24 protein-coding genes and 1 pseudogene are annotated in these 22,670 nt (G+C 70.7%); 10 read left to right on the plus strand and 15 right to left on the minus strand.

What is annotated here, in order from left to right:
- Positions 1 to 29: 29 nt before the first annotated feature.
- The gene (gene pyk / locus ACPT94_RS19555) at positions 30 to 1,460 is read left to right on the plus strand and encodes a pyruvate kinase (protein ID WP_360337694.1); all 1,431 of its coding nucleotides are present in this window, start codon (positions 30 to 32) and stop codon (positions 1,458 to 1,460) included.
- Positions 1,461 to 1,554: 94 nt separating this feature from the next.
- Here the strand turns inward: pyk and ACPT94_RS19560 are convergent, their stop codons facing one another.
- The 4 genes from ACPT94_RS19560 to ACPT94_RS19575 form a co-directional block, all read right to left on the minus strand.
- Positions 1,555 to 2,946 (minus strand): hypothetical protein, encoded by a 1,392-nt coding sequence (locus tag ACPT94_RS19560; protein ID WP_425246418.1) that lies wholly within the window; start codon positions 2,944 to 2,946, stop codon positions 1,555 to 1,557.
- The gene (locus tag ACPT94_RS19565; protein WP_360337688.1) at positions 2,936 to 3,547 is read right to left on the minus strand and encodes a DUF6114 domain-containing protein; all 612 of its coding nucleotides are present in this window, start codon (positions 3,545 to 3,547) and stop codon (positions 2,936 to 2,938) included. Before ACPT94_RS19565 ends, ACPT94_RS19560 begins: the two co-directional genes overlap by 11 nt.
- Before the next feature lie 119 nt (positions 3,548 to 3,666).
- Complete coding sequence (locus ACPT94_RS19570; RefSeq protein WP_360337685.1) at positions 3,667 to 4,302, minus strand: DUF6230 family protein; 636 nt, start codon at positions 4,300 to 4,302, stop codon at positions 3,667 to 3,669.
- A 646-nt stretch (positions 4,303 to 4,948) separates the two neighbouring features.
- Positions 4,949 to 5,923: a tetratricopeptide repeat protein gene (locus ACPT94_RS19575; protein WP_360337682.1), complete on the minus strand. Its 975-nt coding sequence runs from the start codon at positions 5,921 to 5,923 to the stop codon at positions 4,949 to 4,951.
- Positions 5,924 to 6,149: 226 nt separating this feature from the next.
- Between ACPT94_RS19575 and ACPT94_RS19580 the strand changes: the two genes are divergently transcribed.
- Entirely contained in the window at positions 6,150 to 6,788 is a 639-nt protein-coding gene (locus ACPT94_RS19580) for a TetR/AcrR family transcriptional regulator (RefSeq protein WP_360337679.1), read from the plus strand.
- Here the strand turns inward: ACPT94_RS19580 and ACPT94_RS19585 are convergent.
- From ACPT94_RS19585 to ACPT94_RS19605, 5 genes are all read right to left on the minus strand, one after another.
- Positions 6,785 to 7,486 carry a hypothetical protein gene (locus tag ACPT94_RS19585; protein ID WP_425246419.1) on the minus strand — a complete coding sequence of 234 codons (702 nt, stop codon included), beginning with the start codon at positions 7,484 to 7,486 and terminating at the stop codon, positions 6,785 to 6,787. The genes ACPT94_RS19580 and ACPT94_RS19585 overlap by 4 nt on opposite strands.
- Before the next feature lie 35 nt (positions 7,487 to 7,521).
- Complete coding sequence (gene icmA, locus ACPT94_RS19590; RefSeq protein ID WP_360337673.1) at positions 7,522 to 9,249, minus strand: coenzyme B12-dependent isobutyryl-CoA mutase large subunit; 1,728 nt, start codon at positions 9,247 to 9,249, stop codon at positions 7,522 to 7,524.
- Positions 9,250 to 9,322: 73 nt separating this feature from the next.
- Complete coding sequence (locus ACPT94_RS19595; RefSeq protein ID WP_360337670.1) at positions 9,323 to 9,661, minus strand: DUF3817 domain-containing protein; 339 nt, start codon at positions 9,659 to 9,661, stop codon at positions 9,323 to 9,325.
- 132 nt (positions 9,662 to 9,793) lie between these two features.
- Entirely contained in the window at positions 9,794 to 10,303 is a 510-nt protein-coding gene (locus tag ACPT94_RS19600; RefSeq protein WP_360337667.1) for a MarR family winged helix-turn-helix transcriptional regulator, read from the minus strand.
- A gap of 150 nt (positions 10,304 to 10,453) precedes the next feature.
- Positions 10,454 to 11,449, minus strand: a complete 996-nt coding sequence (locus ACPT94_RS19605) for a matrixin family metalloprotease (RefSeq protein ID WP_360337664.1) — start codon at positions 11,447 to 11,449, stop codon at positions 10,454 to 10,456.
- Positions 11,450 to 11,658: 209 nt separating this feature from the next.
- Between ACPT94_RS19605 and ACPT94_RS19610 the strand changes: the two genes are divergently transcribed.
- Genes ACPT94_RS19610 through ACPT94_RS19620 form a run of 3 tightly spaced genes read left to right on the plus strand, consistent with a single transcriptional unit; the run spans position 11,659 to position 13,738 of the window.
- Positions 11,659 to 12,411, plus strand: a complete 753-nt coding sequence (locus tag ACPT94_RS19610) for a hypothetical protein (protein WP_425246420.1) — start codon at positions 11,659 to 11,661, stop codon at positions 12,409 to 12,411.
- Positions 12,408 to 13,088, plus strand: coding sequence for a DUF4166 domain-containing protein (locus ACPT94_RS19615; protein ID WP_360337658.1), 681 nt, complete (start codon positions 12,408 to 12,410; stop codon positions 13,086 to 13,088). Before ACPT94_RS19610 ends, ACPT94_RS19615 begins: the two co-directional genes overlap by 4 nt.
- The gene (locus ACPT94_RS19620; protein WP_360337655.1) at positions 13,085 to 13,738 is read left to right on the plus strand and encodes a TetR/AcrR family transcriptional regulator; all 654 of its coding nucleotides are present in this window, start codon (positions 13,085 to 13,087) and stop codon (positions 13,736 to 13,738) included. Before ACPT94_RS19615 ends, ACPT94_RS19620 begins: the two co-directional genes overlap by 4 nt.
- A gap of 175 nt (positions 13,739 to 13,913) precedes the next feature.
- Here ACPT94_RS19620 and ACPT94_RS19625 read toward each other — a convergent pair whose 3' ends face one another.
- Together ACPT94_RS19625 and ACPT94_RS19630 are read right to left on the minus strand one after the other, a co-directional pair.
- Entirely contained in the window at positions 13,914 to 14,216 is a 303-nt protein-coding gene (locus tag ACPT94_RS19625) for an MTH1187 family thiamine-binding protein (protein ID WP_360337652.1), read from the minus strand.
- Positions 14,213 to 14,563, minus strand: coding sequence for a DUF3817 domain-containing protein (locus ACPT94_RS19630; protein WP_425246421.1), 351 nt, complete (start codon positions 14,561 to 14,563; stop codon positions 14,213 to 14,215). Before ACPT94_RS19630 ends, ACPT94_RS19625 begins: the two co-directional genes overlap by 4 nt.
- Positions 14,564 to 14,759: 196 nt before the next feature.
- Here ACPT94_RS19630 and ACPT94_RS19635 point away from each other — a divergent pair, with 196 nt between their 5' ends.
- The 4 genes from ACPT94_RS19635 (at position 14,760) to ACPT94_RS19650 (ending at position 17,407) form a co-directional block, all read left to right on the plus strand.
- The gene (locus ACPT94_RS19635) at positions 14,760 to 15,392 is read left to right on the plus strand and encodes an AIM24 family protein (protein WP_189942729.1); all 633 of its coding nucleotides are present in this window, start codon (positions 14,760 to 14,762) and stop codon (positions 15,390 to 15,392) included.
- A 1-nt stretch (position 15,393) separates the two neighbouring features.
- Positions 15,394 to 16,044 (plus strand): AIM24 family protein, encoded by a 651-nt coding sequence (locus tag ACPT94_RS19640; protein ID WP_360337646.1) that lies wholly within the window; start codon positions 15,394 to 15,396, stop codon positions 16,042 to 16,044.
- Positions 16,041 to 16,838 (plus strand): AIM24 family protein, encoded by a 798-nt coding sequence (locus tag ACPT94_RS19645; RefSeq protein ID WP_360337643.1) that lies wholly within the window; start codon positions 16,041 to 16,043, stop codon positions 16,836 to 16,838. The genes ACPT94_RS19640 and ACPT94_RS19645 overlap by 4 nt, the downstream gene beginning before the upstream one ends.
- Positions 16,839 to 16,930: 92 nt before the next feature.
- Positions 16,931 to 17,407, plus strand: a complete 477-nt coding sequence (locus ACPT94_RS19650; RefSeq protein ID WP_360337640.1) for a MarR family winged helix-turn-helix transcriptional regulator — start codon at positions 16,931 to 16,933, stop codon at positions 17,405 to 17,407.
- A 9-nt stretch (positions 17,408 to 17,416) separates the two neighbouring features.
- Here the strand turns inward: ACPT94_RS19650 and ACPT94_RS19655 are convergent.
- From ACPT94_RS19655 to ACPT94_RS19670, 4 genes and pseudogenes are all read right to left on the minus strand, one after another.
- Positions 17,417 to 17,894: pseudogene (locus ACPT94_RS19655) on the minus strand (ATP-binding protein); the annotation flags it as partial.
- 151 nt (positions 17,895 to 18,045) lie between these two features.
- Positions 18,046 to 19,338, minus strand: coding sequence for an MFS transporter (locus ACPT94_RS19660; protein ID WP_425246422.1), 1,293 nt, complete (start codon positions 19,336 to 19,338; stop codon positions 18,046 to 18,048).
- Positions 19,339 to 19,676: 338 nt separating this feature from the next.
- The gene (gene meaB, locus ACPT94_RS19665) at positions 19,677 to 20,633 is read right to left on the minus strand and encodes a methylmalonyl Co-A mutase-associated GTPase MeaB (protein ID WP_360337634.1); all 957 of its coding nucleotides are present in this window, start codon (positions 20,631 to 20,633) and stop codon (positions 19,677 to 19,679) included.
- Positions 20,634 to 20,675: 42 nt separating this feature from the next.
- Positions 20,676 to 21,878, minus strand: coding sequence for an acetyl-CoA C-acetyltransferase (locus ACPT94_RS19670; protein WP_360337631.1), 1,203 nt, complete (start codon positions 21,876 to 21,878; stop codon positions 20,676 to 20,678).
- Between the two features lie 150 nt (positions 21,879 to 22,028).
- On the opposite strand from ACPT94_RS19670, the gene mce reads away from it, so the two are divergent.
- Positions 22,029 to 22,469 carry a methylmalonyl-CoA epimerase gene (gene mce / locus ACPT94_RS19675; protein WP_360337628.1) on the plus strand — a complete coding sequence of 147 codons (441 nt, stop codon included), beginning with the start codon at positions 22,029 to 22,031 and terminating at the stop codon, positions 22,467 to 22,469.
- Positions 22,470 to 22,670 lie beyond the last annotated feature (201 nt).

Consider the following 22,670-nt stretch of genomic DNA (forward strand, 5'->3'; position numbering starts at 1 on the left):
GAGCGAAACAAACCGATAGGATCGCCCCCATGCGCCGTTCGAAAATCGTCTGTACTCTCGGCCCCGCGGTCGACTCCCATGAAATGCTCGTGTCGCTGATCGAGGCCGGCATGAACGTGGCCCGCTTCAACTTCAGCCACGGCACCCACGCCGAGCACCAGGGCCGGTACGACCGGGTCCGGGCCGCCGCCAAGGAGACCGGCCGGGCCATAGGTGTCCTCGCCGACCTCCAGGGCCCCAAGATCCGTCTCGAGACCTTCGCCGAGGGGCCGGTCGAGCTGGTGCGCGGTGACGAGTTCACCATCACCACCGAGGACGTGCCCGGCGACAAGACGATCTGCGGCACCACCTACAAGGGCCTGCCCGGCGACGTCTCGCGCGGCGACCAGATCCTCATCAACGACGGCAACGTCGAGCTCAAGGTCCTGGACGTCGAGGGCCCGCGGGTGCGGACGATCGTCATCGAGGGTGGCGTCATCTCCGACCACAAGGGCATCAACCTGCCCGGCGCGGCCGTCAACGTGCCCGCGCTGAGCGAGAAGGACGTCGAGGACCTGCGGTTCGCGCTGCGGATGGGCGCGGACCTGGTCGCGCTGTCCTTCGTCCGGGACGCCAAGGACGTCGCCGACGTCCACCGCGTGATGGACGAGGAGGGCCGCCGCGTCCCCGTCATCGCCAAGGTGGAGAAGCCGCAGGCGGTGGAGAACATGGAGGACGTCGTGATGGCGTTCGACGGCGTGATGGTCGCCCGTGGTGACCTGGCCGTCGAGTACCCGCTCGAGAAGGTCCCCATGGTGCAGAAGCGCCTGATCGAGCTGTGCCGGCGCAACGCCAAGCCGGTGATCGTCGCGACCCAGATGATGGAGTCGATGATCACCAACTCCCGTCCGACCCGCGCCGAGGCCTCCGACGTGGCCAACGCGATCCTGGACGGCGCCGACGCGGTCATGCTGTCCGCCGAGTCGAGCGTGGGCGCGTACCCGGTCGAGACCGTGAAGACGATGTCGAAGATCGTCGCCGCGGCCGAGACGGAGCTGCTGAGCAAGGGCCTTCAGCCGCTGGTCCCGGGCAAGAAGCCGCGTACGCAGGGCGGTTCGGTCGCGCGTGCCGCCTGTGAGATCGCGGACTTCCTGGGCGGCCGGGGCCTGGTGGCCTTCACCCAGTCCGGCGACACCGCCCGCCGGCTGTCCCGCTACCGCGCCTCCCAGCCGATCATCGCGTTCACCACGGACGAGGGCACCCGCAACCAGCTGGCGCTCAGCTGGGGCGTCGAGTCGCACGTCGTGCCGTTCGTGAACAGCACCGACGAGATGGTCGCCCTGGTCGACCAGGAGATCACCCGCCTGGGCCGCTTCGAGCCGGGCGAGATCGTCATCATCACCGCCGGCTCGCCGCCCGGCGTCCCCGGCACCACCAACATGGTCCGCGTCCACCACCTGGGCGAGGGCAGCCGCAGCTGAGCCCGAAGAGGCCTCTGTACGGCGCTGAGGGCGCCCCCTGTGACAGGGGGCGCCCTCAGCTGTGTGCGGCTCCCGAACGGGCCTGCAGCGGGCCTTACTTCGTGTTGTAGACGTGCATCCCCGGGATGTGCAGGTCGCCGCCGAACTGGCCGGCCTGGACGACCTTCACCTTGGTGAAGTAGATCAGCGGGATGTTCAGCGGGGGCGGGTTCTCCGGGCTGAACGTCACCGGGATCAGACCGAACAGGTTCCCCGAGATGCTCTCGGTGTACATGGTCGTGACGCCGTTGCGGATGGTCGAGGTCGTGCCCGAGCCGGCCTGCACGTGGTAAGTGACGCCGGACTGCTTGTCCTTGACCGTCTGGTGCAGGTCGCCGATGTCGGTGCCGCCGGAGATGACGTACTTCAGGACCTTCTTCTTGGTCCCGTTGGCCGTCTTCACCTCGACGACGCCCTGGTAGTCGGCGTCCTTGAGCAGCAGCGAACTGGCGTCCAGGTACCAGGGGTCGTCCGCCAGCGGCACCTTGTTGTCGACGCCGCTCTCGTCGTCCGTGGCGGCCGGGCAGTCGTCCGGGTCCGTCGAGGCGCTCGCCGACGGGCTCGGGGAGGCGGTGGCGTCGCTCGCGTCGGCGGCCGCCTCCTCGGCCTTCTCCGTGGTGTCCTCGGTGGCCTTCTCCGCCTTCTCGGCGGTGTCCTTCACCGCGTCGCTGACGGCGTCGGTGGTGTCCTTGGCGTTGCCCGAGTCGTCCTTGCCGGAGCCGGACGAGCCGGAGCCCGAGCCGGAGCCCGAGGAGGTGTCCCCGCCGGTGCCCGTGGAGGCCGACTCCGAGGCCGACGGCGACGGGCTCGCACTGGCCGTCGCGCCGGAGTCCTTGCCGTCGAACAGGTCGGTCAGGGTGTCCCCGATGGTCTCCAGGACGTTCTTGTCCGTCTCGGAGGGCGAGGGGCTCGCCGTCGGGGTGTCACCGCCGGACGAGGACGCCGACTTCTCGGGCGCGGACGCCGGGGAGGACGCCGACGGCGCGGGCTCGGCCCCGTCGCCGGAACCTGAATCCGACGAAGAGTCGCCCGAGGTGCCCTTGCCGCCGGAGGAGTCCGAGGAACCGTCGCCGGAGTCGTCCTTGGACTCGTCCTTGGAACCGGTCTTGTCCTCGTCCGCCTTGTCCTCGTCCGCCGACGCGCTCTCCGAGGCGGACGGCGAGGGCGACGCGGAGGCGTCCTCCTCGCCCTCCAGTGCCGCGACGCAGTCCTTGTACTCGTCGACGGTGAGGTTCTTGGAGGAGGGCTGGTCCTCCGCGTTGGCGAGGGTCGGTGTGAACCCCATGCCCATGAGGACCGCGGTCGGCATGGCCGCCAGGGCTATCGCCTTGCCGGCCGGCATGTGGAGCCTGGTGAACAGCGGCTTCTTGGGTGCCGCGTGCCGCGGCCCGGTTCTCACACGGGCAGCGTCCACATCGCTCCCGGTGGTCACCTCGTCAGCCGGCACTGTGCCTCCCGTTCGCCCCGTTGGCCGGGCTCGTTCCTGACAGATCGTTCGGCACGTCCGCGCCGTCGGCGTCCTTGGTGAGGGCCGGGCCCGTGCTGTACGGGTTCACCGTGGGCTCACCGGCCGGGGCGCCGCCCTCGGGGAACACACCGGCGGGGGCGCCTCCCGGAGCCGCGGCCGCCTCCGGCGCCGGCTCGGGCGCCGGCGGGGCGCCCGGGGCCCAGGACACGGCCATCGCTCCGCCGATCAGCGCGAAGAGGAAGCCGATGAGGAAGCCGCCGAGGTTGGACACCGGGATGGACACCAGGCCCAGCAGGATCGCCGCGACGCCCGCGAAGACCCGTACGTGCTTCTGGAACCACAGACTGACGCCCAGGACGCCCAGCAGCACGCCGATGATCAGGGATCCGGCGCCCGCGGTGGTCGCCATCGCCAGCGTCAGGTGGCCGATCTGCAGGTGTGCGTACGGGAAGTACGCGATGGGGAACCCGCCGAGGAGGACGAACAGGCCGGCCCAGAACGGCCTCGTGCCCCGCCAGGCGCGGAACTGCTGCCTCCGGCGGGTGAACTGGCCGGTGGCGGCAGGAGTCTCGGCGCTCATGGAAAACAGCTCCCTGGTGCGGCGTTGCTGTGGTGGAGATGTGGGCCGCGAGTGAAGACGCGGCGCTTCAGACTGGACGGGCGGGGGCGCCGAAGGCTCCCCCGCCCGTCAGAGAGTGCTTAGTAGCACTCCTTGACACCCGTCGACAGCGACATCTTCAGGCCGCTGAGCTTGAAGGTTCCGGCGGTGGTGGCCCACGCCGTCTGCTTCACGTCGGTCAGGACGGCCTTCTCGGCCTGCTGGCCGAACCCGTACGGGTTGGCCTGCTCGCCGCCGCCCTTCATGCCCGGACCCTTGTTGAGGTCCTTGGCGGCCACACCGATGTCGATGTTCGTGAACGTGGCGTCGGCGGCCAGGTCCTCGACGTCGATGTAGAGGTTCTCGGCCTCGACCGGCGTGCCGTTGCCGCCGGCCTTCAGGGTGAGACTGACCGAGCCGAGCAGCGGGATGTTCGGGGTGACCACGGACTGGCACATGTTCGTGATCGAGGCGTTCTTGAACGCCGAGACGGCGACGGGGTGAGCCGTCTTCTTGCCGTCGAGGGTGTACCCCGAGTCAAGGGCGCCGTACTGCGAGAAGCCGTCACCGACGAGCTTGTCGGCCGTGACCTTGAACGACTGCCCCGACACGCTGAACGACGCGGCGAGCGCACCCTGGGCGAGGGCGATGCCTATACACGCCGTGGCGGCCACGCTGGGCACCATGACCACAGCGAACCGCTTCCATCTCGTCCCGCCACGCACCTGGGACTCCATATTTCCTCCTTCTCGGACGTACATCTCCTGGCCCCGACTCGCCTCCTGATGCGGCGGCCCAGCCGGGCAGGGATGGGAGAAGTGCTACGTCCTCGGGAAGGAGAGCGCCTGCACTCGGAGGCGCGAACCGCGCACCGATCACCGGCGATCACCCCCGAGCGACAACCACTGGTCGCGCCTGACACGCATCACGCACAACCTTGCTGGACAGGCTTCGCCGTGGCGAAGACCCCCCTGCCCAAGGGCCGGCGCCACTGCCGTCGGCCCTGCTCGGTGGGGACCCAGGAAAACCCGTTGACCCAACCGGCTGTCGGGGTACGGGAATGGACCGAGCGTGGCCGATCGTGGTGCATTCTCGCCGCCCGCACAAGGGGGTTCGTTACTCGCTAGTAACGGCCGGATAACCGAACAACGACCCACAGGTCTCGACCGGCAACAGTCGGTGGCAATCATGCCCAAGACAAAACTATTGATCGCTGGACAGAACCCGACAGAACCAAGCCCCCGACTTACTAGCAGTAACAGCGGCCGCGATTACCAAGATTTGGTAAAGCGCGGCCGCAGGGGGACTAGGTCGGCAGAACTTTCACTCGGGCATCACAGGCCGTGGCGTTTAGCGACTGGTCAGAACCGGGCCCCAGCCGGCTCAGAACAACGCCCGCGCCAGCGCCCGCCGCGCCCCGGCCACCCGGGGGTCCTCGGGCCCGACCACCTCGAACAGCTCCAGCAGCCGCAGCCGTACGGCGTCCCGCTCCTCACCGGCCGTGCGCTGCACGGTCTCGATGAGCCGGCCGAACGCGTCCTCGACATGACCACCCACCAGATCCAGGTCGGCGGCGGCGATCTGAGCCTGTACGTCGGCCGGCTTCTCGGCGGCTTCCTTGCGCACCTGCTGCGGGTCCATGTCCTGCACCCGCTGGAGCAACTCGGCCTGCGCGAGCCCGAGTTTGGCCTCGGTGTTGCCGGGGTCGTCGACGAGCACGTTCTGGTACGCCCGTACGGCACCGCCCAGATCACCCGCGTCCAGCGCCTGTACGGCGGCTTCGAGCAGGGCGTCGTACGGACCGGCCGGCGCCGCGGGAGCCGCGGTACGGCCGCCGGGCTCGGCGTCCGGGTCGACGGTCAGGCCGGTGAGCCCGAAGCGCTGCTCGGCGACGGTCACCAACTGGTCGAGGGTCTGCCGGATCTGCGCCTCACCGGCGGCCCCCTGGAAGAGCGGCAGCGCCTGCCCGGCGACGACAGCGAACACAGCCGGGATGCCCTGCACCCCGAACTGCTGCATCAGCATCTGATTGGCGTCGACGTCGATCTTGGCAAGCAGGAAGCGCCCGTCGTACTCGACGGCGAGCCGCTCCAGGACGGGGCTCAACTGCTTGCAGGGCTGACACCACTCCGCCCAGAAGTCGATGACGACGGGCACCTCGGCGGACCGCTGAAGGACGTCCCGCTCGAATCCGGCCTCATCGACGTCGATGACGAGATCGGCAGGGGACACGGCCCCCGCACCGCCCTGCCGGGCCGCTTCGGCGCGCGCCTGCTCCGCCTTCGCCTTGGCCTCCTGGGCCGCCTTCACCGCGGCGAGGTCGACGACTCCGCTCATGGACATGTTCCGTGGCTGCATGCGTCTATCCTCCCCCGTCCGCGCGTATACGTGAAAAGCGTCCGTCAACAGGCGCCGGGTCCCCACCCACGCCCTGCGGTCGCGGCTCGCGCACGTCCAGCACGAGCTTTCGCTACGAGTCGTAGCGTAATGGCACCGAGTGCCTCCACGACGGCCCTCCCCCGGTGATCTCCCTCACGGCGTGACGGGAGACGCGGAGGCGGGAACCGGCGGTTATGGTCGGGGAATGCCGAGCCGCAGACCCGTTTGCCGTACCGGCCGCCCCCGCAGCGCCGCCGCGGACGCCGCGATCCTCGCGGCGACGCGGGAGGCGCTGGTCGAGCTCGGCTGGTCGAAACTCACGCTGGGAGACGTGGCGACGCGCGCCGGGGTTGCGAAGACCACCCTCTACCGCCGCTGGGCCGGCAAGAACGAACTCGTCGTCGACGCCGTCGCCGAGCTCTTCGGCGAACTGCAACTCCCCGACCGCGGCAGCCTCGCCGCCGACATCGAGGGCGTGGTCCTGCAGTTCGCGGCGATTCTCGCCCGGCCCGAGGCCAGAAGCGGCCTGATGGCGGTCGTCGCCGAGTCCACCCGCGACGACGCCCTGCGCGAACGCATCCGCTCCTCCATCGTCGAACCCCAGAAGGGCCTGGTCCTGGAGGGCCGCGCCCGCGCGCAGGCGCGCGGCGAACTCGCCCCGGAGACCGACCCCGAGGAAGCCGCCCGCACGGTCGACCTCATCTTCGACATGGTGGCGGGTGCGGTGGTCCACCGCACCCTGGTGAGCGCGGAACCCGCGGACGAGGAGTGGGTACGCCGCTTCACCACGGTGCTGATCGCAGGACTCGGCGCGACGAGCGCCGGACCTGGCGGGAGGCCCTAGTCGGTCTCGGCGAGGCCCCGGCGTCGGAGTTCTCGCAGCAGGGCGATCTGGGCGGCGCGGTCGGGGGCGGACTTGTCGGCGATGAGGATGGTGTCGCGGTGGCCCGAGCCCGCCAGCATGTCGATCTGCACCCACAGGAGGGAATCCCTGATGCCCGGCACGCTCCGCCACTCGCCGCTCTCCGCCTGCTCCGCCGTCACCACCACCTGCGTCTCCGGGTCCCGCCGCACCAGCCGGGCCGGCACGGCGCTGCGGAAGTCCAGGCCGCTGGTGAGCCCGGAGATGTCGAGGGCCCAGTCGCCGTCACAGATCAGCTCGACCCAGTGCTCCCCGTTGGCACGCGCGTAGCGCGGTCGCAGCCCGGCGGGCAAGGGCGGCAGGTCCGGAAGGAGGGTGATGTGGGCGAAGTGCCCGCGCAGCACCACCCGGCGGTAGGCGCAGCCCCATACCCGCAGGTGGTTCTCCTCCGGAGCGGTCATGCCGTCGATGAGGACGTTGTCCAGGAGCGCCCCCTCCAGGAGGCAGTCGCGCGTCGTGCACCCGCGCAGCGTGATGTCCCGGAAGACGGGCCGCTCGGCGGGATCCTCGACGGCGCGGACGATCCCGCCGAACAGCTCGTAGCCGTCGAGTTCCCGCCCCTGGATCACCGTTCCCGGGCCCGAGCGGAGGGCTCCGGTACTGCCCGGCAGTTGCTTCATGCGCGGGATGGTCCCGGACGGGGGTAAGGAACCGTTCAGAAGCCCGCCGGCTCCGTGTACACCCCCCACTCCTCGCGCAGCACGTCGCAGATCTCGCCCAGCGTCGCCTCGGCCCGTACGGCGTCGAGCATCGGCTCGATCATGTTGCCGCCGTCGCGTGCGGCGGCGAGCAGAGCGTCGAGGGCGCCGCGCACGGCGGCCTCGTCCCGGGCGGCCCGGCGCGCGCCCAGCATCCGCACCTGCTCGCGCTCCACCTCGTGGCTGACGCGCAGGATCTCCAGGTCCCCGGTCACCGAGCCGGTGTGGGCGTTCACTCCCACGACCTTCTTCTCGCCCTTCTCCAGGGCCTGTTGGTACCGGAACGCCGACTCGGCGATCTCCCCGGTGAACCAGCCGTCCTCGATCCCCCGCAGAATCCCGGACGTCACCGGCCCGATCGGGTGCTGCCCGTCCGGATGCGCCCGCAGCCCCCGCTCCTTGATCTGCTCGAAGATCTTCTCGGCGTCGGCCTCGATCCGGTCCGTCAGCTGCTCGACGTACCAGGAACCGCCCAGCGGGTCCGCCACGTTGGCGACCCCGGTCTCCTCCATCAGCACCTGCTGGGTTCGCAGCGCGATCTCCGCCGCCTGCTCGCTCGGCAGCGCCAGCGTCTCGTCCAGCGCGTTGGTGTGCAGCGAGTTGGTGCCGCCCAGCACCGCCGCGAGCGCCTCCACCGCCGTACGCACCACGTTGTTGTACGGCTGCTGGGCCGTCAGCGAGACGCCGGCGGTCTGGGTGTGGAACCGCAGCCACTGCGCCTTCTCGGTCCGCGCCCCGTACACGTCCCGCATCCACCGCGCCCAGATCCGGCGCGCCGCACGGAACTTGGCGATCTCCTCGAAGAAGTCGACGTGCGCGTCGAAGAAGAAGGAGAGACCGGGGGCGAACACGTCGACGTCGAGCCCACGGCTCAACCCCAGCTCCACGTACCCGAACCCGTCCGCCAGCGTGTACGCCAGCTCCTGCGCGGCCGTCGCGCCGGCCTCGCGGATGTGGTAGCCGGAGACGGACAGCGGCTTGTAGGCGGGGATGCCGGACGCGCAGTACTCCATCAGGTCGCCGATGAGGCGAAGGTGCGGCTCGGGCGGGAAGAGCCACTCCTTCTGCGCGATGTACTCCTTGAAGATGTCGGTCTGGAGCGTGCCGTTGAGGACGGACGGGTCCACACCCTGGCGCTCGGCGGCGACCAGGTACATGCAGAAGACGGGCACCGCGGGCCCGCTGATCGTCATCGAGGTGGTCACATCCCCCAGGGGGATGTCCTTGAACAGCACCTCCATGTCGGCCGCCGAGTCGATGGCGACCCCGCAGTGCCCGACCTCGCCCAGCGAGCGCCGGTCGTCGGAGTCACGGCCCATGAGCGTCGGCATGTCGAAGGCGACGGACAGACCCCCGCCGCCGTTGGCGAGGATCATCTTGTACCGCTCGTTGGTCTGCTCGGCGTTCCCGAACCCGGCGAACTGGCGGATGGTCCACGTCCGCCCTCGGTACCCGGTCGGATACAGCCCGCGCGTGAACGGGTACTCCCCCGGCCACCCGATCCGCTCGAAGCCCTCGTACGTGTCGCCGGGCCGGGGCCCGTACACCGGCTCCACGGGGTCCCCGGAGAGCGTGGTGCGTGTCCAGTTCCGGGGCTCCGCCCCGGTGGCAGCGTCGCGCTTGCGCGCGGCGTCGTACCGGGCCTGCCAGCGTCGGCGGCCCTCCTCGATGGCGTCAGCGTCCATGCTTCGAATTTACTAGGACGTCCTAGTAAATGTCGATGGGAACCCGCCGCACGCGTGCGTACGGCGGTGGCGGTTACGCCTTGGCGACGGCTGCCGCGTCCTCGGCGACCTTGGTCTCCAGCTCGCGCGTGACGCTCCGCTCCACGAAGAAGGCGGCCGTGGGCACGGTCCCGGCGAGCAGCACCCACAGCTGCTTGCGGACCGGCCACTTCGCCTTGGAGCCCAGGTCGAAGGCGAAGACGAGGTAGAGGACGTACAGCCAGCCGTGCGCGATGCCGACGACGCTGGTGAAGCTGTCCGCGCCATCCATCTTGAGCAGGTACTTGGCGATCACGCCCAGGGTCAGCAGGACGAGCAGCACGCCGGTGACGTAGGCCATGACGCGGTAGCGGGTCAGCACGCTTCGTTTCATGGATACGAGCGTAACCGCCCGAAAAACCCCCGCTCCGGCGGGGACGGCACACCATCCCGCGGTAGCGCGTCAGGATGCTCGGATCGCCTCCGCAGCGGCGGAGAGCAGCGCGCGCCGGCCCTTGCGAAATCTCTACTCGTCGTCGAAGTCGTGCGCCGCGATCCGCAGCGGCCGCAGCATCGCGAAGATCTCTCCGCACTCCTCCGCGTCGTACACCCCGAGCCCGAAGTCCATGGCCATCAGGTCGCGGGTGGCGGCCTCCACGACCTCGCGGCCCTTGTCGGTGATGGTGGCGAGGGTGCCGCGGCCGTCGTTGGGGTTGGGGCGCTTGGCGACCAGGCCCGACCGCACCAGGCGGTCGACGGTGTTCGTCACGGACGTGGGGTGCACCATGAGCCGCTCGCCGATCTTCGACATGGGCAGCTCGCCCTGCTGGGAGAAGGTGAGCAGCACCAGCGCCTCGTAGCGCGCGAACGTCAGCCCGTACGGCTTGACCACCGCGTCCACCTCGGCGAGCAGGATCTGGTGGGCGCGCATGATCGAGGTGATCGCGGCCATGGACGGCACGTTTCCCCAGCGCTGCTTCCAGAGCTCGTCGGCGCGGGCGATGGGGTCGAAGGGGAGGCTGAGCGGCTTCGGCACGGCATCAGACCCTACCCGTCGGTCATATCGTGGTCAGCCCCGTCTCGGCTTTCGGTCCACCGGGACCGCGGGACCGACGGCCGCGCAGCCGCGCGTCGGCCTCCCCACCAGCGCCTCCGGGCTCACCGGCCCCTTCGCCTCGCTGCTCCCTCAGTAGATGCTGCGCAGTCCGAGGACGTCGCCCCGGCCCAGGGTGCGGGCGGACGTGGAGCACGCGAACGAGTTGGTGTACATGGTCTGGCCCTCGTGTCCGGGGCCGACGTGGGAGAGGCCGAAGACGTGGCCCGCCTCGTGCGTGGCGACGCTGCGGATGTCGTACGCGTTCTTGCAGTCGGCGGTGGGGGTGTTGGTGAAGGTGTAGTCGGTGGTGTTGAAGCGGACGTCGGCCTCCTTCAGCCAGTCCAGGCCCCCGTCGGGCACCGTGCGGCTCCAGGAGCAGGTCGTGGCGACGACGTCGGCGGTGAGGTCCCCGGCGTCCCAGACGCTCACCCCGTCCCGGGCGGTGCAGCGGGCCTCGCGGTCGATGTCGGCCTCGTGATAGGTCCGGGAGTGGTACTTGGCCCGCGCGCCGACCGCGTCGCCGTACCCGCAGTCGTTGCGGGTGCCGGTGATGGTTCCGATGGCGTCCTCGAAGGTGCGGCGGGCCTCGGCGAGGGAGAGATTGCCGGGCAGGGCGTCGTCCCCGATCCACCAGTCGTACGTGCCGTACTCCTTGTGGTCGGCCACGGCGTAGGCGGTGTCGGCGCACGCGGCGCGGGCGGCGGCCGGAGCGGCGACGCGCGTGTGCTTGTGGGGCCCGGCGTCCGCCTTCAGGTCGTAGGAGACCCTGCCGTCGGCGGCGACCTCCAGGGTGAAGCCGTGCCGTGAGCCGTCCACCGACAGGGAGTCGACGCTGACCTGCATGCCCGGTTCGGGGACGGTGACGCCGACGCCGGCGTGGGTGACGAGGCGTCCGACGGCGGCGCAGTCGAGCACGGAGCTTCCGGCGGGCAGGTCGTCGACGGTGAGCGCCCCGCGCCCGGGCCCGCATCCGCCGCCTCCCGCGCGCATGGGTGTGTCACCGCCGCCCACCACCGCCACGGAGACCGCCAGCGCCGTCGCCGCGATCGCCCTGCCCACCAGCCCCGGCCCGCGCCGCCCTGTCACTTCGCCTCCGCCTGAGTGCCTGCCCGTTGCCCGGGAGTGCCTGCCCGCTGCTCGGAACGTGATCGATTGCCGCGGAGAGGTTAACCAGCCCACGCAGTATGAAAACCTGCCTCGCCACACCCGTTTGAGCGATCGCTCAAACGGGTGTACTGTCCCATCGCGACACTTTGAGCGATCGCTCAAAGACCGGTCCGAGCTGGGGGATTCACATGGGGCTCTATGTAGAGGCGCGGATCCGCGCCGACCTGGACGACCTGTGGAGGCGTACACAGGACCCGGCCCAGCACCAGCGCTGGGACCTCCGTTTCACCCGGATCGCCTATCTGCCCCGGGCGGAGGGCGAGCCGCAGCGCTTCCGCTACGCCACGCGCGTGCTGCCGTTCCTGACCATCGCGGGCACCGGCGTCTCGGCGGGGGAACGCGAGCGCCCCGACGGCACCCGCACCTCCGCCCTGCGCTTCGCCTCCCCCCACCCGCTCTCCCTGCTGGCCGAGGGCAGCGGCTACTGGCGCTACGTCCCCGACGGCGACGGGGTTCGCTTCCTCACCGGCTACGACTACCGGCCCCGCTGGGGCGCCTTCGGCGCGCTCGCCGACCGCCTGGTGTTCCGCCCTCTGATGAGCTGGGCGACAGCCTGGTCCTTCGACCGGCTGCGGCTGTGGCTGGAGCGCGGCATCACCCCGGAGCGCGCGTTGCTGAACTGGCTCACGGAACTCGCCGTGCGCGCCCTCGTCATCACGGTCGCCTGCACCGGGCTCGGCCTGGAGTCCCTGCTGCGTCTCCTGGGCCCGTTCGCGGCGTCCACGGCGTACCTGTGCCCGCTGTTGCTGAGCGTCCTGGTGTGCCTGGCGCTCTTCAAGGCGCCGCTCGCCGCCACGCCCGCCGCCCGCCGCTGTCTGCGCACGCCCCCGGCCCACGCGCGTGCGCCCCGTGTCCTGCGCTCCCTGGAGAACCCGCGATGACCTCGATCTTCCGTACGGCGATGGGCGCCGACTTCGACCGGCTGCACCCGCAGGTGCGGCGCCGCTTCTCGGTGGGGCTGACGAGCGGTCAGGCCTGCACGGGGCGGGGGGTGATGGACCGCATCTGGCACGGGCCGGCGTTCGTGAAGCCGTTCCTGGCGCTGGGCGCCACCCGCAACATCCTCGTCCCGCGCGCGGGACGCGCGGTGCCCTTCGTCATCGAGAACGTGCCGTACACCGACTCCTTCGGCCGTGAGACGGTGAGCTTCGTGCGTACCTTCGACCTGCCCGGCCGGGCCCGCCGGTTCGACGCCCAGATGGTGCTCGCCCCGACGGGCGACCGCATCCTCGACTACCTCGGCACCCATCAGCACCTCGCCACCGACCTGCACTTCCACGCCGAACCGGACGGCTCCCTGCTGATCCGTTCCGGTGAACACCGGTTCCGGGAAGGCGTGGTGGACGCGCGCGTGCCCGAGCTGATCGGGGCGACGGCGGAGGTGCGGGAGTCGTACGACGACGCGGCCGGCCGCTTCCGCATCCGCGTCAGCGTGGTGAACCGTTACTTCGGCCCGTTGTTCGGCTACGAGGGCTCCTTCACCGCCACCTACACGGACGTCCGCTCGTGCGGTGTGCGCCCGGGGCTGCGGCCCGTGCGCGAGGAGGCTCGCGCGTGAGCCCGGAGACCGCCAAGTCGCTGGAGACGAAGACGAAGCTGCTGGAAGGGGCCCTGCGCACGCTCACCGAGCAGGGCATCGCCAAGACGTCGGCCCGGACGGTCGCGGCGGCCGCCGGGGTCAACCAGGCGCTGGTCTTCTACCACTTCGGTTCGGTGGACGAACTGCTCGCGGCGGCCTGCCGGTACGGGGCGGAGCGGACGGTGGCGCGCTACCGGGCCCGCTTCGAGACGGTCACCTCGCTGTCCGAGCTGCTCGCCGTCGGGCGGGAGATCCACGAACAGGAGCTGACCGGAGGGTACGTGATGCTCCTCGGCCAGCTCCTGGCCGGTGCGCAGACCCACGCGACGCTCGGGCCGGCCACCGCGGCGGGGCTCGACCTGTGGATCGTGGAGATCGAGAAGGTCCTCGACCGGGTGCTCAAGGAGACCCCGTTCGGCGAGTTCACCGACCCGAAGGGGCTGGCCCGGGCGGTCGCGGCCTCGTTCGTCGGCATCGAGCTGTACGAGGGGGTCGACGGGGCGGGGGCCGCGGCGGCGCTGGACGCGCTGGAGCAGCTGGGAGTGCTGGTGAGCGCGCTGGAGGAGCTGGGCCCGGTGGCCCAGCGAGCGGTACGGCAGTACCTGCGGCGGGCCTCCGGGAAGCGGTGAACGCACTGGACCGGTGCCCGCCGCGAGGCGGTGACCACGGAAAGCGGGCCCGCCGGGAGACGCTGACCACCTGGGGAGCGCCCCCGGGAGAGGGTGACCACGTGGCAAGGGTGTCCCCGGGAGACGGTGACCGCCGGGAAGCGGTGGCCGATGCCGCCTCCCGGCCGGCGTCGCGCTACTCCCCCGGCCGGGCCAGGTGCCGTTCGACCGTCTCCACCTTCGACGTCAGTCCGTCCGTCACTCCGGGACGGATGTCCGCCTTGAGGACCAGGGACACGCGCGGCGCCCGCTGTTCGACGGCGGCCACGGCGCGCCGGACGACGTCCATGACCTCGTCCCACTCGCCCTCGATGGACGTGAACATGGCGTCGGTGCGGTTGGGCAGCCCGGACTCGCGGACCACACGGACGGCGTCGGCGACATACTCCCCGACGTCCTCGCCGACGCCCAGCGGGGTGACCGAGAAGGCGACGATCACGCGTTCACGATCCCTTCCTTGCGGGCGCGCTCCGCGATCACCGCGTCCTCACTGAGGCGGCGCAGCTTGCGCTCGGCGATGAAACCGCCGCCGGGGATGATCGAGTACGAGAAGTAGAGGGCGCCCGTCCTGACGTCCCACTTGGTGCGGTTCCAGGCGTCGAGCCAGAAGAGCACGTAGAGGATGAACAGCACGCCGTGGATCGGCCCGAGCACCGGAGCGACATTGAAGCCCTCGGCGACGGTGTACTTGATGATCGTGCAGGCCGCGAGCACGATCCAGGAGATGCCCTCCGGGACGGAGACCAGGCGGAGGCGGCGGAGGGCGGAGGCTGTCTTGAGGTCCACGGGTCACCTTCGGTGGGAGACATCGACGGTCTGGCGTTTGTGAACGAACGCACAAGCTTGTCCATTGTGGCAAACGGGCGCGGGCCGACCGGCGTGGGGGTCCGGCCCGTCGCCCCCTAGGGGGACGATCAGGGGTGATCTCCACCCGCGGGATCTGTTGGCCGAGGCACCCGGCGGATACCTTCACAGCGTGGCGATGTTCCGACTGCAAGGCAGCAAGGTGCTCGCCGTCGACGTGACCGGGGACGCCGTGAAGGCGAAGAACGGCTCGATGGTCGCGTACGACGGTCAGATGGCCTTCAAGAAGCTCAGTGGTGGCGGCGAGGGGCTGCGCGGGATGGTGACGCGGCGGCTCACCGGCGAGCAGATGACCGTGATGGAGGTGAGGGGGCAGGGGACGTGCTGGTTCGCGGATCGGGCCTCCGAGATCAACCTCGTCAATCTCCAGGGGGACAAGCTGTACGTGGAGTCGAGCAACCTGCTCGCGACGGACGCGGGACTGCGGACGGGGACGAGCTTCACCGGCCTGCGCGGGGCCTCACAGGGCAACGGTCTGTTCACGACGACCGTCGAGGGTCACGGACAGGCGGCGATCACCTCGGACGGACCGGCGGTGGTGCTCAGGGTCAGCCCGCAGTACCCGCTGACCGTCGACCCGGGGGCGTACATCGCGCATCAGGGCAACGTCCGGCAGTCCTTCCAGTCCGGTGTGACGTTCCGCACCTTCATGGGGGAGGGCGGCGGCGAGGCCTTCCAGATCCGGTTCGAGGGGGACGGCCTGGTGTACGTGCAGCCGAGCGAGCGGAACACGATCGCGGGGGACGTCTGACATGCCGTTCCGCGAGATCAACTCCAAAATGATCGAAGCGACCGTCCTGCCCGGTCAGCGCCTGTTCAGTCAGCGCGGCGCGATGCTCGCGTACAAGGGCGAGGTGTCCTTCACCCCCAACATGCAGGGCGGCCAGGGCGGCGTGATGTCGATGATCGGCCGGCGCCTCGCCAACGAGGACACGCCCCTGATGACCGTCGAGGGCAGCGGCACCGTCCTGTTCGGGCACGGCGGCCATCACGTCCAGGTCATCCAGCTCACCGGCGACACCCTGTACGTGGAGGCGGACCGTCTCCTCGCCTTCGAGGGCACGCTCCAGCAGGGCACGATGTTCATGGGCTCCCAGGGCGGCGTCATGGGCATGGTCCGCGGCCAGATCAGCGGCCAGGGCCTGTTCACCACGACCCTGAAGGGCCATGGCGCGGTGGCCGTGATGGCCCACGGCGGTGTCTTCGAGGTCCCGATCACCCCCCAGCGCCCGGTCCATGTCGACCCGCAGGCCTACGTCGCCCACCACGGCGACGTGCGCAACAAGCTGTCGACCGCCCTGGGCTGGCGGGACATGGTGGGCCGCGGCTCCGGCGAGGCGTTCCAGCTCGAGCTCAGCGGCAGCGGTGCGGTGTACGTCCAGGCGTCGGAGGAGAAACTGTGACCACCTACCCGGGCACCGGCCCCACCGTCCTCGACCCGACGACCCTGCCGGTCGACGACAACGTCAACGCGTACACCTTCTGCGTGGAGCTCAAGGGGAGCCAGTGGTTCCTGCAGAAGGGGAAGATGATCGCCTACTACGGCTCGATGGAGTTCAACGGTGTCGGGCACGGCCGGCTGGACCGCCTCGTGCGCACGTCCTTCCATTCGCCTCTGCACGCGAGCGACTGGGTCGTCGCGGAGGGCTCGGGCAAGATGCTCCTCGCCGACCGGGCCTTCGATGTGAACTCGTACGACCTGGACGACGGCAATCTGACCATTCGCTCGGGCAATCTGCTCGCTTTTCAGCCAAGTCTGTCGCTGAAGCAGTCGATCGTTCCGGGTTTTCTCACGCTCATCGGAACCGGAAAGTTCGTCGCCGCATCTAACGGTCCGGTGGTGTTCATGGAACCCCCGATCCGGGTGGACCCGCAGGCGCTCGTCGGCTGGGCCGACTGCCCGTCCCCGTGCCATCACTACGACCACGGGTACATGACGGGCGTGATGGGCGGTCTACGTGCGCTGACGGGCCTGGGCGGCGCCTCCGGGGAGGAGCACCAGTTCGAGTTCGTCGGGGCCGGCACGGTGCTGCTCCAGTCGACCGAGACCCTCATGGCCGAGCAGGCCACGGGGGCGGTGCCGCACGAGCCGGGAGTGCCCGGGGGCGGCGGGCCGCTGGGCGGACACGGCGGACAAAGCGGCACACCGCGCCTTCCCGGACAGCTGGGAGATCTCCAGCGGCGCTTCGGGCTGTGAGCGGTAGTCTGCGGAGTGTGACATCGAACGCGTGCGCGCAGTCACACCACCCTCACTAGTTCGCCTTTCAACATTTTAGGTAGACTTCATTCATGGAGACCGAAACGGCCACGCGCTGGCTGACCGATGCGGAGCAGTGCGCCTGGCGCACCCACCTGGAGGTCAACAGGCTGTTGACGTACCAGCTCGAAAAGGACCTGCAGCCGTTCGGCCTGACGATGAACGACTACGAGATCCTCGTGAACCTCTCCGAGTCGGAGGGCGTACGGATGCGGATGAGCGATCTCGCGTCAGCCACCCTCCAGTCCAAGAGTCGCCTCTCGCACCAGATCACCCGCATGGAGAACGCCGACCTGGTGCGCCGTGAGAACTGCGAGTCCGACCGCCGCGGTCTGTACGCGGTCCTCACCGAGCACGGCATGGAGACGATGAAGAAGGTCGCGCCTCATCATGTGGCGTCTGTGCGGCGGCACTTCATCGACCTCCTCTCCCCCGAGGCCCTGACGGAACTCGACAAGGCCCTGAAGCCCATCGCGGACCACCTCCGCGGGCAGCGGGGACGCCCGTAGCACCCTCTCGGAGACCGGCAGGCGGAGCTCGGACAGGGCTCCGCCTGCGGGCGTCTGACGGACCGTGAGGGTGCCCCCGGACCGTACGGCCACATCGCGGGCGACGGCCCGCCCCAGCCCCACTCCGTCCCGCCCCGCCCTCGTCCTCGTCACGGCTGCGCGCGCCATCCAGCCGTACGAACCGCTCGAAGGCGCGCTCCCGGTCCGCCTCCGGGACGCCGTCCCCGTCGTCGGCTACACCGACGACAGCCCACTCCCCCCTCCCGCCGTACGGCCACGGTGACGCCGAACGGGCGTGCCGCTGCGCGTCGTCGAGCAGGTTGGCGAGCACCCGCCCCAATTGCCCCCGCGATCCGGCCACTTCCACGGCCTCCGCGTCCACGGTCACACCCGACCGGCCGGACGCCTCCTCCCGCGTCGGCGCCGCCAGGTCCAGCCGCGTGTCCACCGACCGCTCCCCCGCGTCCAGCCGGGCCGGCAGCAGGACACCGACGACACGGACGGCACCGACCACGGCCACGACGGCCGGCACCGGGCCACTTCACCCGGAACCGCGGCCGGGTGCCCGCCCTGGAGGACGACCGGCCGCGGCGTACGAAGGACCGGCCACCGCGACAGGGCAGCACACGACGCGGCGATCACCGCGACACCCCGTCCACCCGCCCCTGCGACCGACCCCGCTCAGGGGCGCGGACGCGGTCCGGGTCGCGGCTCCCCCGCACGGCGGCCGCCGCCGTGAGCAGTGCCGTGCCGCCCGCCGCCGCGAAGCAGTGGGCGAGCGGAGCGTGGGCGAGCAGCAGACCGGCCGTCGCTGCGCCCAGTGAACTCCCCGCGTTGACACCGGTGTTGATCCACGCCCCGGCACGGGTGCGGGTGCCCGGCGCCGCCGACTCGTCGGCGATGAGGTAGGCCGTCGTCAGTGCCGGGGCGACGAAGACCCCGGCGCAGGCGAGGGCCGCCGCGAGCGTCCACAGGTCCGGGGCGAGTCCCGCACCGCCCAGTGCCAGCCCCAGGCCGGCCGCGAGGCGCGGCAGCCGCCTGTGCGCGGGGGTACGCCAGTCGATCGCGCCGTTGAGCAGCCCACCCACGGCGCTGCCCGCCGACAGTGCGGCGAGTGTCCAGGCGGCCGCCGCGTCGCCGTGTCCGTGGCGTACGGCGAAGGCGGTGACGAGCAGGTCGACGGCGCTGATCCCCAGCCCGGCGCCGGCCGCGACGAGGACCGGGCCGCGCAGCGCAGGGTCGAGCGTCCTCCGTTGCGCCCTGCCGGGGCCCGGCCGCCGCAGCGAACGCCCGGACGACCCGAATCCCTCGGGGCTCGGCACGCGCCGCACGCCCGGCGACGTCACGAAGGCAGCCGTCCCGGCGGCGATCAGCCCGGCACTGACCACCACACCGGCCGCAGGCGACGCGTACCGCACCAGAAAGCCCACCAGCACCGGCCCGGACACGTACAACAGTTCCTCGGCGACCCCGTCGAGGCTGTACGCCCGCTGCACCAACCGCCGGTCAGCCGTCAACTCGGCCCATACCGCCCGCATGACGGGCCCGAGCGGGGGCGCGCAGGCGCCGGCGAGCGCCGCGAGCACACCGAGTGCCACCGGCGGGGCTCCCGGCCGCCAGGTGGCGGCCGCCAGCGCGCACAGGAGGCCGGCGTAGAGGGCGGCCATGGGCGGCAGGGCGCGCCGGGGGCCATGGCGGTCGACCAGGCTCGCGCGCAGGGGCATGAGCAGCACCGCGGTGGCCCCGAAGAGGGCCACGACCGTGCCGGCCACGGCGTACGAGCCGGTCGCGCGGACCGACGCGAGCAGCACGGAGAGGGAGACGAGCCCGTACGCCAGCCGTCCGACGAGTGCGGCGGTGAAGGTACGACGGGCGTGCGGGACGCGAAGAACGGCGGCATACGTGGGCCGCGCGGCATCCGGAGAAGACAAGGGAGTTCCTCGGCTCGAGGCGGGACAAGGGGACGCCTGATCACCGCGACCTCGGCGGCCGACTGCCGCTCATCGGTCACGGGCCGGCGTGCCCTACGCCAAGAGGAGGAACATGGGCGTCAACGTAGCAGCGTGCCCGGCAGGTCGGCCACACAGAAACCGCTGGGGTGGCCGCCTGTCGGCGAAGGCGGGCGCCGCAACGCCGCCGCGCAGTCGTCCTTCGCTCGATCCACGAAACGCCCGGCGGCGACACCGTGCTCTTCATCGCCCGGGGCAGATCGTGCGGCAGACGCACCCGTGCTACGAGCAGTGCGCCTGCTGACCCGGCCCCGGGTGCCTCACCCCTGGGTGAGGCCCGCCACCAGTTCGTCCGCCGCCCGGTAGGGGTCCAGCTCCCCTGTGACGATCCGCTCCGCCAGCGCGCTCAGGCGTCGGTCCCCGTGCAGGTCGCCGATGCGTTCCCGCAGGGCCGTGACGGCGATGGTCTCCACCTCGCGGGCGGCGCGGGCGCGGCGGCGTTCGGCGAGGACGCCGTGCTCCTCCATCCAGGCGCGGTGCTTCTCCAGGGCCTCCACGACCTCGTCGACGCCCTCGGCGCGGGCCGCGACCGTCTTGACGATCGGGGGGCGCCAGTCGCCCGGGCCGCGGGCCTCGCCGAGGCCGAGCATGTGGTTCAGTTCGCGGGCGGTCGCGTCGGCGCCGTCCCGGTCGGCCTTGTTGACGACGTACACGTCGCCGATCTCCAGGATGCCCGCCTTCGCCGCCTGGATTCCGTCGCCCATGCCGGGGGCGAGCAGGACGACGCTGGTGTCCGCCTGGGAGGCGATCTCCACCTCCGACTGGCCGACGCCGACCGTCTCCACCAGGATCACCTCGCAGCCGGCGGCGTCCAGTACGCGGATCGCCTGCGGGGCGGCCCAGGCGAGGCCCCCGAGGTGGCCGCGGGTGGCCATCGAGCGGATGTAGACGCCCGGGTCCGACGCGTGCTCGGACATCCGGACGCGGTCGCCGAGCAGGGCGCCGCCGGAGAACGGCGAGGACGGGTCGACGGCCAGGACGCCGACCCGCTTGCCCTGCTTGCGGTACGCCGTCACCAGCGCCGAGGTGGACGTCGACTTGCCCACGCCCGGCGAGCCGGTCAGGCCCACCACGTAGGCGTTGCCGGTCAGCGGAGCCAGGGCCGCCATGACCTCCCTGAGCTGCGGAGACGCCCCCTCCACCAGGGAGATCAGCCGGGCCACCGCCCGGGGCCGGCCTTCCCTGGCCTGGGCGACCAGCGAGGAGACGTCCTGCATCACAGCTCCGTTCACGAAAGAGGGGCGTCCAGAAAGCGGGACTCAGGCCTTGGGTACCCGCACGATCAGCGCGTCACCCTGGCCGCCGCCACCGCACAGCGCGGCCGCGCCGACCCCGCCGCCCCGCCGCTTCAGCTCCAGGGCCAGGTGCAGCACGATCCGGGCGCCGGACATGCCGATCGGGTGGCCGAGGGCGATGGCGCCGCCGTTGACGTTCACCTTTTCCGTGGACACCCCGAGGTCCTTCATTGACTGGACCGCGACGGCGGCGAAGGCCTCGTTGATCTCGATGAGGTCGAGGTCGGAGACCTCCAGGCCCTCCTTCTTCAGGGCGTGCAGGATCGCGTTCGACGGCTGCGACTGCAGGGAGTTGTCCGGGCCCGCCACATTGCCGTGGGCACCGATCTCCGCGATCCACTCCAGACCCAGCTCCTGCGCCTTGGCCTTGCTCATCACGACCACGGCCGCCGCGCCGTCGGAGATCTGCGAGGACGAGCCGGCGGTGATCGTGCCGTCCCTGGTGAAGGCGGGGCGCAGCTTGCCGAGGGACTCGGCGGTGGTCTCCGGGCGGATGCCCTCGTCCTTGCTGAAGACGACCGGCTCGCCCTTGCGCTGCGGGATCTCCACCGGGGTGATCTCGGCCTCGAACAGGCCGTTCTTCTGCGCTGCGGCGGCCCGCTGGTGGGAGAGCGCGGCGATCTCGTCCTGCTCCGTCCGGCCCAGGCCGAGCCGCGTGTTGTGCTTCTCCGTCGACTCGCCCATGGCGATGTTCTCGAAGGCGTCGGTGAGACCGTCGTGGGCCATCGCGTCCAGCATCCCGACCGCGCCGTACTTGAAGCCCTCGCGGGACTTCGGCAGCAGGTGCGGGGCGTTGGTCATGGACTCCTGGCCGCCCGCGACGATCACGTCGAACTCACCCGCGCGGATCAACTGGTCGGCCAGCGCGATCGCGTCGAGGCCCGACAGACACACCTTGTTGACGGTGAGCGCCGGGACGTTCATCGGGATGCCGGCCTTGACCGCGGCCTGGCGGGCGGGGATCTGGCCGGCACCCGCCTGGAGCACCTGGCCCATGATCACGTACTGCACCTGGTCGCCGCCGATCCCCGCGCGGTCGAGGGCGGCCTTGATCGCGAAGCCGCCGAGGTCGGCTCCGGAGAAGGACTTCAGCGAGCCCAGCAGACGCCCCATGGGCGTACGCGCACCCGCGACGATCACCGAGGTCGTGCTGTTCGTTCCAGTCATGAGCTGCGATCCCCTTACCGGCCTGCACGGGCCGAGGAGTGAACGAGGGTTTACTTCGAATGTACTGAGCGGTAGTCCGCCCCGTCACCTGGCTGTCGGTGTGATCGCTCGCACGTTGCGTAACCACCTCCGGAGCGCTGCACTGAATCCATGCTGACGCGAATCGACCACATCGGGATCGCCTGCCACGACCTCGACGCCACCGTCGAGTTCTACCGCTCCACCTACGGCTTCGAGGTGTTCCACTCCGAGGTCAACGAGGAGCAGGGTGTGCGCGAGGCCATGCTCAAGATCAACGATACGTCCGACGGCGGCGCCTCGTACCTCCAGCTCCTGGAGCCGACCCGGGAGGACTCCACCGTCGCGAAGTGGCTCGCGAAGAACGGCGAGGGCGTACATCACATCGCTTTCGGTACGGCGGATGTGGACGGCGCCGCCGCCGACATCAGGGACAAAGGTGTACGCGTTCTGTACGAAGAGCCGCGACGTGGCTCCATGGGGTCACGAATCACCTTCCTGCACCCCAAGGATTGCCACGGAGTACTGACAGAACTGGTCACATCGGCCCCAGTTGAGTCACCTGAGCACTGACCCTCGTACATAGGGGCCGGTAGGGTTGGGTTCGGTCGCCGCTCGTGAGGGGCGACCGACGTCCTGCCGTCCAGGCGGCAGGACCAGCCGGGGTCCGGGTTTCGGGGGACGAGCGTCGGGGCAGCAGCCCGTGCTCCGCCGTTGATCTGACACCATTCCCCGGGGGCCCCGTTCGGCGGATGGACGGAGCTCGTTGGAGAA

The sequence above is a fragment of the Streptomyces aurantiaciflavus genome, assembly GCF_049808595.1.
Classification (GTDB): Bacteria; Actinomycetota; Actinomycetes; order Streptomycetales; family Streptomycetaceae; genus Streptomyces.